Origin of the sequence: Xanthomonas indica (genome assembly GCF_040529045.1) — a bacterium.
Lineage (GTDB): Bacteria > Pseudomonadota > Gammaproteobacteria > Xanthomonadales > Xanthomonadaceae > Xanthomonas_A > Xanthomonas_A indica.
This window is the reverse complement of the sequence record NZ_CP131914.1, coordinates 1,707,743-1,724,764: the sequence shown is the minus strand read 5'-3', so window position 1 is coordinate 1,724,764 and position 17,022 is coordinate 1,707,743. Positions and strand designations below refer to the sequence as shown.

Sequence of the window (17,022 nt, the reverse complement as noted above, 5' to 3'; positions counted from 1 at the left end):
GTCATCTCTCCTTATGCCTTGCTAGCCGGACGCACGATCACGTCGCCACCGGCAGCGCCAGGCACAGCGCCGCGGATGGCGATCAGGCCACGCTCGACGTCGACCTTGACCACTTCCAGATTCTGCGTGCTCTGCTGCACCGCGCCCATGTGGCCGGACATCTTCTTGCCCGGGAAAACGCGACCCGGGGTCTGGCGCTGACCCAGCGAACCCGGCGCGCGATGCGACAGCGAGTTACCGTGGGTGGCATCGCCCATGCGGAAGTTGTGCCGCTTGATGGTGCCCTGGAAGCCCTTACCCTTGGTGACGCCCTGGACGTCGACCTTCTGGCCGACGGCGAAGATGTCCGCCTTGATTTCGCCGCCGACGGCGAACTCGCCCAGCTGCGCGTCCTCGACGCGGAACTCCCACAGGCCGCGACCCGCTTCGACCTTCGCCTTGGCGAAATGGCCGGCAGCCGGCTTGTTGACCAGCGCGGCGCGACGGGCGCCCACGGTGATCTGCACGGCGCTGTAGCCGTCGGCTTCGACGGTCTTGAGCTGGGTGATGCGGTTCGGGGTCGCTTCGATCAGGGTGACCGGGATGGAGCGGCCGTCTTCGGTGAAGACGCGGCTCATGCCGGCCTTGCGGCCCACGAAGCCCAACGAATACTTCTTCGTCATGGTCGTAGTCCTCAGGTCAACTTGATCTGGACATCGACGCCAGCCGCGAGTTCGAGCTTCATCAGCGCGTCCACGGTCTTGTCGTTGGGGTCGACGATGTCGAGCACGCGCTTGTGCGTGCGGGTCTCGTACTGGTCGCGCGCGTCCTTGTCGACGTGCGGGGAAACGAGGATGGTGTAGCGTTCGATCTTGGTCGGCAGCGGGATCGGGCCACGCACTTGCGCGCCGGTCCGCTTGGCCGTCTCGACGATCTCGCTGGCCGAACGGTCGATCAAACGATGATCGAACGCCTTCAGCCGAATCCGGATCTTTTGGTCCGCCATGACGGTGGGTTCCTTCGTTAAAAGAGCGACGGGCAAGGCCTCTGGGATACCTGCCCCGGTTGTTTCCTGATGTCGTATACCGCAGAGCATCCCGCTCGGCGGGGGCATTCCTCCGCCCCAAAAACTGGGGCAGACCAGTCGACCCGGCCTGCCCAGACGGAAAAGTATAATGCGCAGCTAGAGCAGCGTCAACAACCCAGGGTTGTTGAGTGCTCCATGCGACGCGACCTTCCCGGTCCTGCGAACACGAGCGGCGTCCTGCCTCTCTTTTCGCTGTCTTGCCGGCGCCCTACCCAGGAACGCCGAGCCGCGCATTATAGCGACCACCCTGCCCGGCCGCAACACCCTCGACGAGAAAAGCGCGTGAAGCGTGGCAGCGCCTGCGCCGATGCCGGAAACGACGAAGGGCCGGCTTGCGCCGACCCTTCGCCATGCCGGCGACCGCAGTCGCTGGCGATTCAACCGGCGGCTATGCCGCCGGAGGGCATTACTTGATGATCTTGGCCACCACGCCGGCGCCGACGGTACGGCCGCCTTCGCGGATCGCGAAGCGCAGGCCTTCGTCCATCGCCACCGGGTTGATCAGCGTCACCACCATCTTGACGTTGTCGCCCGGCATCACCATTTCCACGCCTTCCGGCAGCTGCACCGCACCGGTGATGTCGGTGGTGCGGAAGTAGAACTGCGGACGGTAGCCCTTGAAGAACGGGGTGTGACGGCCGCCCTCGTCCTTCGACAGCACGTACACTTCGGCTTCGAAGTCGGTGTGCGGCTTGATCGAACCCGGCTTGCACAGCACCTGGCCGCGCTCCACGTCGTCACGCTTGGTGCCGCGCAGCAGCAGGCCCGCGTTGTCGCCCGCCTGACCCTGGTCCAGCAGCTTGCGGAACATTTCCACGCCGGTCACGGTGGTCTTCTGCGTGGCACGGATGCCGACGATTTCGATTTCGTCGCCCACCTTGATCACGCCGCGCTCGATACGGCCGGTCACCACGGTGCCGCGGCCCGAAATCGAGAACACGTCTTCCACCGGCATCAGGAACGGCTTGTCCACGTCGCGCTGCGGCTCCGGGATGAACGAGTCCAGCGCGTCCACCAGCTTCAGGATCGCCGGCACGCCGATCTCGCTCTGGTCGCCTTCCAGCGCCAGACGGGCCGAACCGTGGATGATCGGGGTGTCGTCGCCCGGGAAGTCGTACTTGCTCAGCAGCTCGCGCACTTCCATCTCGACCAGCTCGAGCAGCTCGGCGTCGTCGACCATGTCGGCCTTGTTCAGGAACACCACGATGTGCGGCACGCCGACCTGACGCGACAGCAGGATGTGCTCGCGGGTCTGCGGCATCGGGCCGTCAGCGGCCGAGCACACCAGGATCGCGCCGTCCATCTGCGCCGCACCGGTGATCATGTTCTTGACGTAGTCCGCGTGACCCGGGCAATCCACGTGCGCGTAGTGGCGCGTCGGGGATTCGTATTCCACGTGGGCGGTCGAGATCGTGATGCCGCGCGCCTTCTCTTCCGGCGCCGCGTCGATCGCGTCGTACGCCTTGAACTCGCCGCCGAAGCGCTCTGCGCCGATCTTGGTCAGCGCCGCGGTCAGCGTGGTCTTGCCGTGGTCGACGTGACCGATGGTGCCGACGTTGACGTGCGGCTTGGTGCGCTCGAACTTACCCTTTGCCATGTCTTCTCTACCTCGTGATTCGTATTGGGGGACGAGAGAGCGGGATGCGGCGCGGACCTGGTCCGCGGCACGCATCCCGTCGCTCTAATCTCAGTTCTTCTTGATGACCGAGTCGGCGATGTTGGCCGGCGCCTCGGCGTAGTGGTCGAACTCCATCGAGAACGTGGCGCGACCCTGCGACATCGAGCGCAGCGTGGTGGCGTAGCCGAACATTTCGCCCAGCGGCACCATCGCGTTGATCACCTTGCCCGACGGGCTGTCGTCCTGGCCCTGCAGGATGCCGCGACGACGGCTCACGTCGCCCATCACGTCGCCCAGGTAATCCTCCGGGGTGACGATCTCGACCTTCATGATCGGCTCCAGCAGCACCGGGTTGGCCTTGTTGAAGCCTTCCTTGAAGCCCATCGAGCCGGCGATCTTGAACGCCATTTCCGACGAGTCGACGTCGTGGTACGAACCGTCGATCAGGCGCACCTTGACGTCCACGATCGGGTAGCCGGCCATCACGCCGTTGGCCACCGCTTCCTGGATGCCCTTGTCCACCGCCGGGATGTATTCCTTCGGCACCACGCCGCCGACGATCGCGTTCTCGAAGGTGTAGCCCTGGCCACGCTCCTGCGGCTCGATCTCGAGCACGACGTGACCGTACTGGCCCTTACCGCCGGACTGACGCACGAACTTGCCTTCCTGCTTGACCGCCTTGCGGATGGTCTCGCGGTAGGCCACCTGCGGCTTGCCGACGTTGGCTTCGACGTTGAACTCGCGCTTCATGCGGTCGACGATGATTTCCAGGTGCAGCTCGCCCATGCCGCGGATGATGGTCTGGCCGGACTCTTCGTCGGTGTTGACGCGGAACGAGGGATCTTCCTGCGCCAGACGGCTCAGCGCGATGCCCATCTTTTCCTGGTCCGACTTGGTCTTCGGCTCGACCGCCATCGAGATCACCGGCTCCGGGAACACCATGCGCTCCAGGGTGATGATGTGGTCCTGCGCGCACAGCGTGTCGCCGGTGGTGACGTCCTTCAGGCCCACCGCCGCGGCGATGTCGCCCGCGCGCACTTCCTTGATCTCTTCGCGGTTGTTGGAGTGCATCTGCAGGATGCGGCCCACGCGCTCCTTCTTCGACTTGACCGGGTTGTACACCTGGTCGCCGGAGTTCAGCGTGCCGGAGTAGACGCGGAAGAAGGTCAGCGAACCGACGAACGGGTCGGTCATGATCTTGAACGCAAGCGCCGAGAACGGGGCGTTGTCGGTGGCCGGACGGCTGTCTTCCTTCTCGTCTTCGTCGATGCCCTTGACCGGCGGACGGTCGCTGGGCGACGGCAGCAGCTGGATCACGCCGTCGAGCATGGCCTGCACGCCCTTGTTCTTGAACGCGGTACCGCAGTACACCGGCACCACTTCCACCTTCAGGGTGCGCTCGCGCAGACCGCCCAGGATCTCGGCCTCGGACAGGTCGCCCTCGTTGAGGTACTTGTCCATCAGGTCTTCGTTGGCTTCGGCCGCGGCCTCGACCATGAACGCGCGCGCGTCGGTGGCCTTGTCGACCAGGTGCGCGGGGATGTCGCGGTATTCGAACACGGTGCCCTGCGAGGCGGTATCCCAGTGGATCGCCTTCATCTTGACCAGGTCGACCACGCCCTCGAAGCCGTCTTCGGCGCCGATCGGCACCTGCATCGGCACCGGGTAGGCGCCCAGGCGGGCCTTCAGCTGCTCGACGACCTTGTCGAAGTTGGCGCCGGTGCGGTCCATCTTGTTGACGAACGCCAGACGCGGCACCGCGTACTTGTTGGCCTGACGCCACACGGTCTCGGACTGCGGCTGCACGCCGCCGACCGCGCACAGCACGAACACCGCGCCGTCGAGCACGCGCAGCGAGCGCTCCACCTCGATGGTGAAGTCCACGTGCCCCGGGGTGTCGATGATGTTGAAGCGGTGCTGCGGCATGGACTTGTCCATGCCGGTCCAGAACGCGGTGGTGGCCGCGGAGGTGATCGTGATGCCACGCTCCTGCTCCTGCTCCATCCAGTCCATCGTCGCGGCACCGTCATGCACCTCGCCGATCTTGTGGCTGACGCCGGTGTAGAACAGGATGCGTTCGGAGGTGGTGGTCTTGCCGGCATCGATGTGGGCCATGATGCCGAAGTTGCGGTAACGCTCGATGGGAGTGGTACGGGCCACAGGGAGCCTCTCAAATTTCTTGGATTTCGGATGGCCGAACGCCGCCTTGCGGCGGCCTTCGGATTTGTGCCGCGCGCAACGGCGCGGCTAGCGGCACTCAGATGGTGCCAGCGGGCCCCGTTTCCAAGGCCCGGAAGGTCACCAGCGGTAGTGCGCGAACGCCTTGTTCGCTTCCGCCATGCGGTGAGTTTCTTCGCGCTTCTTGATGGCGCCGCCACGGTTTTCCGAGGCATCGACCAGCTCGGCCGCGAGCTTGCGCGGCATCGAGTTCTCGCCGCGCTTGCGCGCCGAGTCGATCAGCCAGCGCATGGCCAGCGCCATGCGACGGGAGGAACGCACCTCAACCGGCACCTGGTAGGTGGCACCGCCGACGCGGCGCGACTTGACCTCGACCGCCGGAGCGACGTTGTCCAGCGCCTTCTGCACCAGCTCGATGGCGTTGGGGTTCTTCTCGCCGATCACGTCCATCGCGCCGTACACGATCTTTTCGGCGACCGACTTCTTGCCGCTCAGCATCACCATGTTGATGAAGCGGGCGATGGTTTCGCTCCCGTGCTTGGGATCCGGGAGAACGGCGCGCTGCGGCGTATTACCTTTACGAGACATGTGTACTTTCCCTTAGCTCTTCGGGCGCTTGGCGCCGTACTTGGAACGACCCTGGCGACGCTTGGCGACGCCGGCGGCGTCGAGCGAACCGCGCACGGTGTGGTAGCGCACGCCCGGCAGATCCTTGACGCGGCCGCCGCGGATCAGGACCACGGAGTGCTCCTGCAGGTTGTGGCCTTCGCCGCCGATGTAGCTGATGACCTCTTCCTGGTTGGTCAGGCGCACCTTGGCGACCTTGCGCAGGGCCGAGTTCGGCTTCTTCGGGGTGGTGGTGTACACGCGCGTGCAGACGCCACGGCGCTGCGGGCACTTGTCCAGCGCCGGAGAGGCGCTCTTGTAGGTGGTCGCCTGCCGCGGCTTGCGGACCAGCTGGTTGATCGTCGCCATCAGTGGATTCTTCTGATTGAGGCCGTCGGGCCTGGATGCGTGAAAACGAAGGCAGGCCGAAGGACGGCCTGCCGAGACAGGAAAGTATAGCGGGCAAGTCAAAGCGCCGTCAACTCAACGGAATTTTTACTTGCTGGCCCATCCGGGGCCGGAATACGGGGCGCTTCCGCTGCGCCCCCTTTCGCTTGGTAGACCGGCCCCGCGGGCGGGGCCGGTCCGCTTACTGCTTACTCTTCGCTGCCGGCAGCCGCCGGTGCGGAGGTCTCGACCGCCGGCTCGGCGCTGCCGCCGGACAGGGTCTGCATCTCCGACTCGGTCAGGCCGCTGGCATTGCGGCGGCGCGTGTTGTGGTACGCCAGGCCGGTACCGGCCGGGATCAGGCGACCCACGATCACGTTTTCCTTCAGGCCGCGCAGCGTGTCGCTGGTGCCGCGGACCGCCGCCTCGGTGAGGACGCGGGTGGTCTCCTGGAACGACGCGGCCGAAATGAACGACTCGGTCGCCAGCGAGGCCTTGGTGATGCCCAGCAGCACCGGCTCGTACTTGGCCGGCAGCTCGTTGCGCGTGACCAGACGGGCGTTCTCCTCGATGACGCGCTGGCGCTCGGCCTGCTCGCCGTTGAGGAACTTGCTGTTGCCCTGGTCGGTGATCTCGACCTTCCGCAGCATCTGCCGGGTGATGACCTCGATGTGCTTGTCGTTGATCTTCACGCCCTGCAGGCGGTACACGTCCTGGATTTCCTTGACCAGGTACGCGGCCAGCGGCTCGACGCCCAGCAGACGCAGGATGTCCTGCGGACTCGGCTCGCCGTCCACCACGGTTTCGCCCTTGGCCACGTGCTCGCCTTCGAACACGATGATCTGGCGGTACTTCGGGATCAGCTCTTCGTGCTCCGACCCATCGGTGTCCTTGATGATCAGGCGCTGCTTGCCCTTGGTGTCCTTGCCGAAGCTGATGATGCCCGAGCGCTCGGCCAGGATCGCCGGATCCTTCGGCTTGCGCGCTTCGAACAGGTCGGCCACGCGCGGCAGACCACCGGTGATGTCGCGGGTCTTCGACGCTTCCTGCGGGATCTTGGCGACCACGTCGCCCACGCCGACCGGCGCGCCGTCCTGCAGGTTGACGATCGAGCGCGGCGGCAGCAGGTACTGCGCCGGCAGATCGGTCCCCGGGATGGTCAGGTCGTTGCCCTTGGCGTCGACGATGCGCACGATCGGGCGCAGGTCCTTGGCCTGGGTGCCGCGACGCTTCGGATCGGTGATCTCGCGCGAGGCCAGGCCGGTCAGTTCGTCGGTCTTCTCGATGACGGTGACGCCGTCGATGAAGTCGATGAAGCGGATGAAACCGGCCACTTCCGACACGATCGGGTGGTTGTGCGGATCCCAGTTCGCCACCGACTGGCCGGCCTTGACCGCATCACCGTCCTTGGCGGTGATGGTGGCGCCGTACGGCAGCTTGTAGCGCTCGCGCTCGCGGCCGTGGCCGTCGAGCACCGACAGTTCGCCCGAACGCGACACCGCCACCAGCGAGCCGTTGGCGTGCTCGACCGACTTGAGGTTGTTGAACTTGATCGAACCGGTGGTCTTGACCGTGATGTTGTCCACCGCCGCCGCACGCGAGGCCGCGCCGCCGATGTGGAAGGTACGCATGGTCAGCTGAGTACCCGGCTCGCCGATCGACTGCGCGGCGATGACGCCGACCGCTTCGCCGATGTTGACCAGGTGGCCACGGGCCAGGTCGCGGCCGTAGCAGCGCGCGCACACGCCGAACGCCGATTCGCAGGTGATGGTCGAGCGGACCTTGACCGACTGCACGCCGGCCTCTTCCAGCTTGGCCACCCACTGCTCGTCGAGCAGGGTGTTGCGGGTGACGATCGGATCCTCGTCGTTGCCCGGCAGGAACACGTCCTCGGCCACCACGCGGCCGAGCACGCGGTCGCGCAACGGCTCGACCACGTCGCCGCCTTCCACGATCGGGGTCATGGTCAGGCCGTCGGTGGTGCCGCAATCCGGCTCGGTGATCACCACGTCCTGCGCCACGTCGACCAGGCGACGGGTCAGGTAACCGGAGTTGGCGGTCTTCAGCGCGGTATCGGCCAGACCCTTACGGGCACCGTGGGTGGAGTTGAAGTACTCCTGCACGTTCAGGCCTTCGCGGAAGTTCGCCTTGATCGGCGTTTCGATGATCGAGCCGTCCGGGCGGGCCATCAGGCCGCGCATGCCGGCCAGCTGACGGATCTGCGCCTGCGAACCACGCGCACCGGAGTCGGCCATGATGTACAGCGAGTTCATCGACTTCTGGTCGATGGTCTCGCCCTTGGCGTTGACCACCTTCTCGGTGCCGATGGTGTCCATCATCGCCTTGGCGATGCGCTCGTTGGTGCGCGACCAGATGTCCACGACCTTGTTGTAGCGCTCGCCGGCAGTGACCAGACCGGACTGGTACTGCTCCTGGATTTCCAGCACTTCCTGCTCGGCTTCGCCGAGGATGCCCTTCTTCTCCGACGGGATCAGCATGTCGTCGATGCCGATCGACACGCCGGCGCGGGTGGCGTAGGCGAAGCCGGTGTACATCAGCTTGTCGGCGAACACCACGCTGTCCTTCAGACCCAGCTGACGGTAGCTGGAGTTGATCAGGCGGCTGATGTTCTTCTTGGTCAGCTCGGTGTTGGCCAGCGCGAACGGCAGGCCTTCCGGCAGGATTTCGGCCAGCAGCGCGCGCCCGATCGTGGTGTCCACGATCGAGGCCTTCTTGGTGCGGTTGCCATCCTCGTCGATCACCGTCTCGGTGATGCGGACCTTGACCTTGGCGTGCAGTTCGACCGCACGGTTGTCGTAGGCGCGCTTCACTTCGGCGATGTTGGCGAAGACCATGCCCTCGCCCTTCTTGTTCTCCAGCGCGCGGGTCATGTAGTACAGACCCAGCACCACGTCCTGCGACGGCACGATGATCGGCTCGCCGTTGGCCGGCGACAGGATGTTGTTGGTGGACATCATCAGCGCGCGCGCTTCCAGCTGCGCTTCCAGCGACAGCGGCACGTGCACGGCCATCTGGTCACCGTCGAAGTCGGCGTTGAACGCGGTGCAGACCAGCGGGTGCAGCTGGATCGCCTTGCCTTCGATCAGCACCGGCTCGAACGCCTGGATGCCCAGACGGTGCAGGGTCGGCGCACGGTTCAGCAGCACCGGGTGCTCGCGGATCACCTCTTCCAGGATGTCCCAGACCTCGGCTTCTTCGCGCTCGACCAGCTTCTTGGCGGCCTTGATGGTGGTGGCCAGGCCGCGACGCTGCAGCTTGGCGAACACGAACGGCTTGAACAGCTCCAGCGCCATCTTCTTCGGCAGGCCGCACTCGTGCAGGCGCAGGGTCGGGCCGACCACGATCACCGAACGGCCGGAGTAGTCCACGCGCTTGCCGAGCAGGTTCTGGCGGAACCGGCCCTGCTTGCCCTTGATCATGTCGGCCAGCGACTTCAGCGGGCGCTTGTTGGTGCCGGTGATGGCGCGGCCGCGACGGCCGTTGTCCAGCAGCGCATCGACCGATTCCTGCAGCATGCGCTTTTCATTGCGCACGATGATGTCCGGCGCGTTCAGCTCGAGCAGGCGGCGCAGGCGGTTGTTGCGGTTGATGACGCGGCGGTACAGGTCGTTCAGATCGGAGGTCGCGAAGCGGCCGCCGTCCAGCGGCACCAGCGGGCGCAGATCCGGCGGCAGCACCGGCAGCACGGTCATCACCATCCACTCCGGACGGTTGCCGGACTCGATGAAGGCTTCGATCAGCTTGATGCGCTTGGTCAGGCGCTTGAGCTTGGTCTCCGACCCGGTGCCGGCGATCTCTTCGCGCAGGCGGGTCATTTCCGACTGCAGGTCGATGGTGCGCAGCAGCTCGTACACCGCCTCGGCGCCCATGGCGGCGTCGAAGTCGTCGCCGTGCTCCTGGCGCGCGGTCAGGTACTGCTCTTCGGTCAGCAGCTGGCGGCGCTCGAGCGCGGTCAGGCCCGGCTCGGTCACCACGTAGGCTTCGAAGTACAGCACGCGCTCGATGTCGCGCAGGGTCATGTCCAGCATCAGGCCGATGCGCGACGGCAGCGACTTCAGGAACCAGATGTGCGCGACCGGCGAGGCCAGGTCGATGTGGCCCATGCGCTCGCGACGCACCTTGGCCAGGGTCACTTCGGTGCCGCACTTCTCGCAGACCACGCCGCGGTGCTTCATGCGCTTGTACTTGCCGCACAGGCACTCGTAGTCCTTGATCGGGCCAAAGATGGCGGCGCAGAACAGGCCGTCACGCTCCGGCTTGAAGGTACGGTAGTTGATGGTTTCCGGCTTCTTCACTTCGCCGAAGGACCACGAACGGATCAGGTCCGGCGAGGCCAGCGCGATCTTGATCGCGTCGAAGTCCAGCGTCTGGCGCTGCTGGTTGAAGAGGTTGAGCAGGTCTTTCATTTGATTTCTCCGGGAATCGGGAATAGCGAATAGGGAATCGTTGGAAGCGGGGAGTCGGGTCAGGAAACGCCGGCGGCCTGTCGGCACGCGCCCGGGCGGTTTCCTAGTCCCGACTCCTCATTCCCTGCCCTCAGTCTTCCAGTTCCATGTTGATCGCCAGCGAGCGGATTTCCTTCACCAGCACGTTGAAGGACTCCGGCATGCCGGCGACCATCTCGTGCTCGCCGTCGACGATGTTCTTGTACATCTGGTTGCGGCCCTGCACGTCGTCGGACTTCACCGTCAGCATTTCCTGCAGGGTGTAGGCCGCGCCGTAGGCTTCCAGCGCCCAGACTTCCATTTCGCCGAAGCGCTGGCCGCCGAACTGCGCCTTGCCGCCCAGCGGCTGCTGGGTGACCAGCGAGTACGGGCCGGTGGAGCGCGCGTGCATCTTGTCGTCGACCAGGTGGTTCAGCTTCAGCATGTGCATGTAGCCGACCGTGGTGTGGCGATCGAACGCCTCGCCGGTGCGGCCGTCGTACAGCTGGGTCTGGCCGCTGATCGGCAGGTCGGCGAGTTCGAGCATGTGCTTGATCTCGGCCTCAGTGGCACCGTCGAACACCGGGGTGGCCATCGGCACGCCGTCGGTCAGGTTCTTCGACAGCGCCAGCAGCTCCGCGTCGCTGAACTGGTCCAGATCCACGCGGTCCTCGCCCAGCTTCTGGTCGTGGTTGTAGATCTGCGCCAGGAACTTGCGCAGGTCGGCGACCTTGGCCTGGGCCTCGAGCATGTTCTGGATCTTGCGACCCAGGCCCTTGGCGGCCCAGCCCAGGTGCACTTCCAGCACCTGGCCGATGTTCATACGCGACGGCACGCCCAGCGGGTTCAGCACGATGTCCACGGTCTCGCCGTTGGCCATGTACGGCATGTCCTCGATCGGCTGGATCATCGACACGACACCCTTGTTGCCGTGGCGACCGGCCATCTTGTCGCCGGGCTGGATGCGGCGCTTCACCGCCAGGAACACCTTGACCATCTTCAGCACGCCCGGGGCGAGGTCGTCGCCGGCGGTGATCTTGCCGCGCTTGTCGGCGAAGCGACGCTCGAACTCCTTCTCGTGCGCCTGGATCTGCTTCTGCGCGCGTTCGATCGCCTCGGAGGCGTCCTCGTCCTTCATGCGCAGCGCGAACCAGTCGGACTTCTTCAGGCCGTCCAGGTAGGCGTCGCTGATGGTGTCGCCCTTCTTCAGGTTCGGACCGCCGTTGGCGACCTTGCCGATCAGCTGGCCACGCAGACGCGCATAGATCGCGCTTTCCAGGATGCGGAACTGGTCGTCGAAGTCCTTCTTGACCCGCTTGATCTCGTTTTCCTCGATCTGGCGGGCGCGCTTGTCCTTCTCGATGCCGTCGCGGGTGAACACCTGCACGTCGATGACGGTGCCGTCCATGCCCGGCGGCACGCGCAGCGAGCTGTCCTTCACGTCGGAGGCCTTCTCGCCGAAGATCGCGCGCAGCAGCTTCTCTTCCGGGGTCAGCTGGCTCTCGCCCTTCGGCGTGACCTTGCCGACCATGATGTCGCCGGCGCGCACTTCCGCACCGATGTACACCACGCCGCTCTCGTCCAGACGGTTCAGCGCCTGCTCGGACACGTTGGGGATGTCGGCGGAGATTTCCTCCGGCCCCAGCTTGGTGTCGCGCGCCACGCAGGTCAGCTCTTCGATGTGGATCGTGGTGTAGCGATCCTCTTCCACCACGCGCTCGGAGAGCAGGATGGAGTCTTCGAAGTTGTAGCCGTTCCACGGCATGAACGCGATCAGCATGTTCTGGCCCAGGGCCAGCTCGCCGATGTCGGTCGAGGGACCGTCGGCCAGCACGTCGCCGCGCGCGATCACGTCGCCCACGTTCACCAGCGGACGCTGGTTGATGCAGGTGTTCTGGTTGGAGCGGGTGTACTTGATCAGGTTGTAGATGTCGACGCCGGCGTCGGTGCCGCCGCCGATCTCGGCCTCGTTGACCTTGACCACGATGCGGCCGGCGTCGATCTGCTCGATCACGCCGCCACGGCGGGCGTTCACGGTCACGCCCGAGTCGCGCGCCACGGCGCGCTCGATGCCGGTACCGACCAGCGGCTTCTGCGCACGCAGCGTCGGCACGGCCTGGCGCTGCATGTTCGCGCCCATCAGCGCGCGGTTGGCGTCGTCGTGCTCCAGGAACGGCACCAGTGCGGCCGCGATCGACACGGTCTGCATCGGCGACACGTCCATGAAGTGCACTTCCGCCGGCGGCTTCAGCAGCGACTCGCCCTGGTAGCGGCACGGCACGAACTGCTCGGTCAGGCGGCTCTTGGCATCGTGCAGCGCGTTGGCCTGGGCGATGACGTACTCGTTCTCTTCGATCGCCGACAGGTACTCGACCTCGTCGGTGATCTGGCCGTCCACGACCTTACGGTACGGCGTCTCCAGGAAGCCGTACTGGTTGGTGCGGGCATACACCGCCAGCGAGTTGATCAGGCCGATGTTCGGGCCTTCCGGGGTTTCGATGGTGCAGACGCGGCCGTAGTGGGTCGGATGCACGTCGCGCACTTCGAAGCCGGCGCGCTCGCGGGTCAGGCCGCCCGGGCCCAGCGCGGAGACGCGACGCTTGTGCGTCACTTCCGACAGCGGGTTGTTCTGGTCCATGAACTGCGACAGCTGCGAGGAGCCGAAGAACTCCTTGATCGCGGCGGCCACCGGCTTGGCGTTGATCAGTTCCTGCGGGGTCAGGCCTTCGGACTCGGCCATCGACAGGCGCTCCTTGACCGCGCGCTCGACGCGGACCAGGCCCACGCGGAACACGTTCTCGGCCATTTCGCCGACCGAGCGCACGCGACGGTTACCCAGGTGGTCGATGTCGTCGACCACGCCGCGGCCGTTGCGGATCTCGGTCAGGACCTTGATCACGTCCAGGATGTCGGAGCTGTCGCCGTGCTCGGCGACCAGGCGCTTGGACTCCTCGTCGTTGCGCTCGCCGAAGTACTTCTTGTCGTACAGCACCGACTCGCCGGTGACTTCCTTGCGGCCGACACGACGGTTGAACTTCATGCGGCCGACCGTGGACAGGTCGTAGCGCTCGAAGGTGAAGAACAGGTTGTGGAACAGGTTCTGCGCGGCGTCCTTGGTCGGCGGCTCGCCCGGACGCATCATGCGGTAGATCTCGACCAGCGCCTCGAGCTGGGTCTTGGTCGGATCGATGCGCAGGGTGTTGGACAGGTACGGACCGCGATCCAGGTCGTTGACCCACAGCGTGCCCACGGCGTCGACGCCGGCCTTGCGGAACGCGGTCAGCTGATCTTCGCTGATCTCGTCGTTGGCGCTGGCCAGCAGTTCGCCGGTCGAGGCATCGACCACGTCGTGCGACAGGATGCGGCCGACCAGGTACTCGTCGGGCACGGCCAGCGCGGCGATGCCGGAGGCCTCGAGCTGCTTGACGTGGCGCGCGGTGATGCGCTTGCCGGCTTCGACGATGACCTTGTCGCCGTCGGCCAGGTCGAAGTTCAGGGTTTCGCCGCGCAGGCGCTCGGGCACCAGCTCCAGCTGCACGCCTTCCTTCGGGTCGATGTGGAAGGTGTTGATCTCGAAGAACTCTGAGAGCATCTCCTCGTTCGAGTAGCCGAGCGCGCGCAGCAGGATCGACACCGGCAGCTTGCGGCGGCGGTCGATACGGGTGAACAGCGCGTCCTTCGGGTCGAACTCGAAGTCCAGCCAGGAGCCGCGGTACGGAATGATGCGGGCGCTGTACAGCAGCTTGCCCGAGCTGTGGGTCTTGCCGCGGTCGTGGTCGAAGAACACGCCCGGCGAGCGGTGCAGCTGCGAGACGATGACGCGTTCGGTGCCGTTGACGATGAAGGTGCCGTTGTCGGTCATCAGCGGGATTTCGCCGAGGTAGACCTCCTGCTCCTTGACGTACTTGATCGCCTTGGTCGAGGACTCGCGGTCGTAGATCACCAGGCGCACGGTCACGCGCAGCGGCGCGCCGTAGCTCATGCCGCGCTGGCGGCATTCACGCTCGTCGAACACCGGTTCGCCGAGCTTGTAGCCGACGTACTCCAGCGCCGCGTTGCCGCTGTAGCTGGAGATCGGGAACACCGATTTCAGGGCCGCGTGCAGGCCGTGGTCCGAACGCTTGTTCGGGTCGGTGTTCTCCTGCAGGAACTCGCGGTAGGAATCCACCTGGATGGCAAGCAGGAACGGCACTTCGAGGATCGAGCGCTGCTTGCCGAAGTCCTTGCGGATACGCTTCTTTTCGGTGAACGAATAAGACGTCATGAGGTATCACCTTGGCTGATGCGGGCCGCGCGTCCGCGGCCCTGAGTGAACATAAATTGTCAGTTGGAAGTCGCTGGTATTGCCGGCACCAGCACGCCTTCTCCCGCTACTTCCAACTACCAACTCGGTGGTGAAGCAGGGAATGGGGAATGGAGAAAGGGGAATCGTGGAGCGCACGTAGCGTGGCTGTTCCGATTCTCCACTCCCGATTCCCGGTTCCCGCCTGAAACGGCCAAAGGCCGGGGGCTTTCGCCCCCAGCCTTCAGTGCATCGCCTTGAACGGCTGGCGATGCAAGGGACTGCTTACTTGACTTCGACCTTCGCGCCAGCGGCTTCCAGGTCCTTCTTGAACTTGTCGGCGTCTTCCTTCGACACGGCTTCCTTCAGCACGCCGCCGGCCTCGGTGAGGTCCTTGGCTTCCTTCAGGCCCAGGCCGGTGATGGCGCGGACAGCCTTGATGACGTCGACCTTCTTGGCGCCGGCGTCGACCAGGATGACGTTGAACTCGGTCTGCTCTTCGACCGGGGCGGCGGCCACGGCCGGACCGGCAGCGGCGACCGGGGCGGCGGCGGAAACGCCGAACTTGTCTTCGATGGCCTTGACCAGCTCCATCACTTCCATGAGGGTCTTTTCGGCGATTGCGTCGACGATCTGCTCGTTAGACAGGGACATTGTGATTACCTTTGGAATTTTTTCTGGATGAGGTTCTAGTGAACCGTTTCAGGTGTCGCGAACTTAAGCCGTTTCGGCCGGGGCTTCCGCTTCGGCGTCGGCGGGAGCGGCGTCGCCGCCACCCTGCTTGTCGCCCACGGCCTTGACCGCACGGGCGAACATGCTCGCCGGCTCGGCCAGCACGCGGGCCAGCATGGCCAGCGCCTGCTCGCGGGTCGGCAGCGACGCCAACACCTCGAGATGAGCGGCCGGATACAGCTGACCACCCAGCGACACGACCTTGGCCTGCAGCTTGTCGTTACCCTTGGCGAATTCCTTGATCAGACGACCGGCAGCGCCGGGTTCTTCCGTCGAGAACGCATACAGCAGCGGACCGACCAGCGCGTCCTGGACGCACTCGTATTCGGTACCGGCAACGGCACGCGCGGCCAGGGTGTTCTTGACAACACGCAAGTACACACCGGTTTCGCGCGCCTTCTTGCGCATCGCGGTCATTTGCGAGACCGTGATGCCGGCGTACTCGGCAGCAACCAAGGAGTGGGCCTTCGCGGCGACGTCGGCCAGTTCGGCGACGACTTCTTGCTTCTGGGACAGATTGAGAGCCATTGCACTCCTCCGTTAAAGCCGGGAGTTGGGATTGGTGATTCGGGATTCGTCAGGAGCCGCAACGCCGCTCTTGCCAATCCCCAATCTCGAATCTCGAATCCCTGCTTCAAACTTACTCCGCTCGCGGCTCCTGCCGCTTGCGGTCCTGGGCGGCCTCCTTCCTGGATGCCGGGGATGCCGCATGGCATCCCAGTTGGTGGCCGTTCCAGACCTGGAGTGAGCGCGCCCGGAACACCGGGCTGGCCTGCACCAGAAAAACTCCAGAAAGGCGGCACCATCTACGCCGGCTGGCCCCGAGGGGCTGATTAAGCGATCCCGCTGTACCGACGGCGACTCCTTGCCATTTCGAGCTTCCGTGCCCGTCGTCGGTATGCGCAGACCGCGCCTGCGGTCTTTGACGGCTTCGCGTCGGGTTGCCCCGGGCGACGCCTTCAAAAGGGTGAAACCGGCGCCGCACCTCGCGGGCGGCGCCGTGTTGCGATTACTTCAGGGACAGCGACGCCTGATCGATGGTGACGCCCGGACCCATGGTCGAGCTCACCGAGATCTTCTGCAGGTAGGTGCCCTTCGAGGTCGCCGGCTTGGCCTTGACCAGGTCCAGCAGCAGCGCCTGCAGGTTGCTCTTCAGCGCATCGTCTTCGAAGCTGGCCTTGCCGATGGTGCAGTGGATGATGCCGGCCTTGTCGGTGCGGTAGCGCACCTGACCCGACTTGGCGTTCTTGACCGCTTCGGCCGGGTTGGCGGACACGGTGCCGACCTTGGGGTTCGGCATCAGGCCGCGCGGGCCCAGCAGGGTGCCCAGCTTACCGACGACGCGCATCGCGTCCGGGGTGGCGATGACCACGTCGTAGTTCAGGTCGCCGCCCTGCATCTTCTCGGCCAGGTCGTCCATGCCGACGGCGTCGGCACCGGCGGCCAGCGCTTCGTCAGCCTTGGCGCCGGCGGGGGCGAACACCGCCACGCGCACGCTCTTGCCGGTACCGGCCGGCAGCACGGTGGAACCGCGCACCTGCTGGTCGGACTTCTTGGCGTCCACGCCCAGGCGCACGGCCACGTCGACGGCTTCGACGAACTTGGCCTTGCTGGTGGTCTTGACGATCTTCAGCGCTTCGTCGATCGAATACGCCTTGCCCGGCTGCACGGCAGCACGGATCGCTTTCTGTCGCTTGGTCTGTGCCAT

The 17,022-nt window shown here is 65.4% G+C and carries 11 protein-coding genes; all 11 read right to left on the bottom strand.

The features are described 5' to 3' along the window. Positions 1-11: 11 nt before the first annotated feature. The gene (gene rplC / locus Q7W82_RS07415) at positions 12-662 is read right to left on the bottom strand and encodes a 50S ribosomal protein L3 (RefSeq protein WP_019796625.1); all 651 of its coding nucleotides are present in this window, start codon (positions 660-662) and stop codon (positions 12-14) included. Between the two features lie 11 nt (positions 663-673). Continuing rightward, on the bottom strand, positions 674-985 hold the full coding sequence (gene rpsJ, locus Q7W82_RS07410) for a 30S ribosomal protein S10 (RefSeq protein WP_010341589.1): 312 nt from the start codon (positions 983-985) through the stop codon (positions 674-676). 487 nt (positions 986-1,472) lie between these two features. Beyond that, entirely contained in the window at positions 1,473-2,663 is a 1,191-nt protein-coding gene (gene tuf / locus Q7W82_RS07405) for an elongation factor Tu (RefSeq protein WP_242081676.1), read from the bottom strand. A gap of 90 nt (positions 2,664-2,753) precedes the next feature. Further along, the gene (gene fusA / locus Q7W82_RS07400; protein WP_184502856.1) at positions 2,754-4,844 is read right to left on the bottom strand and encodes an elongation factor G; all 2,091 of its coding nucleotides are present in this window, start codon (positions 4,842-4,844) and stop codon (positions 2,754-2,756) included. A gap of 138 nt (positions 4,845-4,982) precedes the next feature. Continuing rightward, positions 4,983-5,450, bottom strand: coding sequence for a 30S ribosomal protein S7 (gene rpsG / locus Q7W82_RS07395; protein WP_010341334.1), 468 nt, complete (start codon positions 5,448-5,450; stop codon positions 4,983-4,985). 12 nt (positions 5,451-5,462) lie between these two features. Further along, positions 5,463-5,837 (bottom strand): 30S ribosomal protein S12, encoded by a 375-nt coding sequence (rpsL, locus tag Q7W82_RS07390; RefSeq protein ID WP_003469157.1) that lies wholly within the window; start codon positions 5,835-5,837, stop codon positions 5,463-5,465. A 227-nt stretch (positions 5,838-6,064) separates the two neighbouring features. Continuing rightward, positions 6,065-10,282 (bottom strand): DNA-directed RNA polymerase subunit beta', encoded by a 4,218-nt coding sequence (rpoC, locus tag Q7W82_RS07385; protein WP_184502855.1) that lies wholly within the window; start codon positions 10,280-10,282, stop codon positions 6,065-6,067. Between the two features lie 130 nt (positions 10,283-10,412). Then, complete coding sequence (gene rpoB / locus Q7W82_RS07380; RefSeq protein ID WP_010341337.1) at positions 10,413-14,564, bottom strand: DNA-directed RNA polymerase subunit beta; 4,152 nt, start codon at positions 14,562-14,564, stop codon at positions 10,413-10,415. 303 nt (positions 14,565-14,867) lie between these two features. Next, positions 14,868-15,236, bottom strand: a complete 369-nt coding sequence (rplL, locus tag Q7W82_RS07375; RefSeq protein WP_019797548.1) for a 50S ribosomal protein L7/L12 — start codon at positions 15,234-15,236, stop codon at positions 14,868-14,870. Positions 15,237-15,299: 63 nt separating this feature from the next. After that, complete coding sequence (gene rplJ / locus Q7W82_RS07370; RefSeq protein ID WP_010341340.1) at positions 15,300-15,842, bottom strand: 50S ribosomal protein L10; 543 nt, start codon at positions 15,840-15,842, stop codon at positions 15,300-15,302. A 481-nt stretch (positions 15,843-16,323) separates the two neighbouring features. Then, the gene (rplA, locus tag Q7W82_RS07365; RefSeq protein ID WP_017908392.1) at positions 16,324-17,022 is read right to left on the bottom strand and encodes a 50S ribosomal protein L1; all 699 of its coding nucleotides are present in this window, start codon (positions 17,020-17,022) and stop codon (positions 16,324-16,326) included.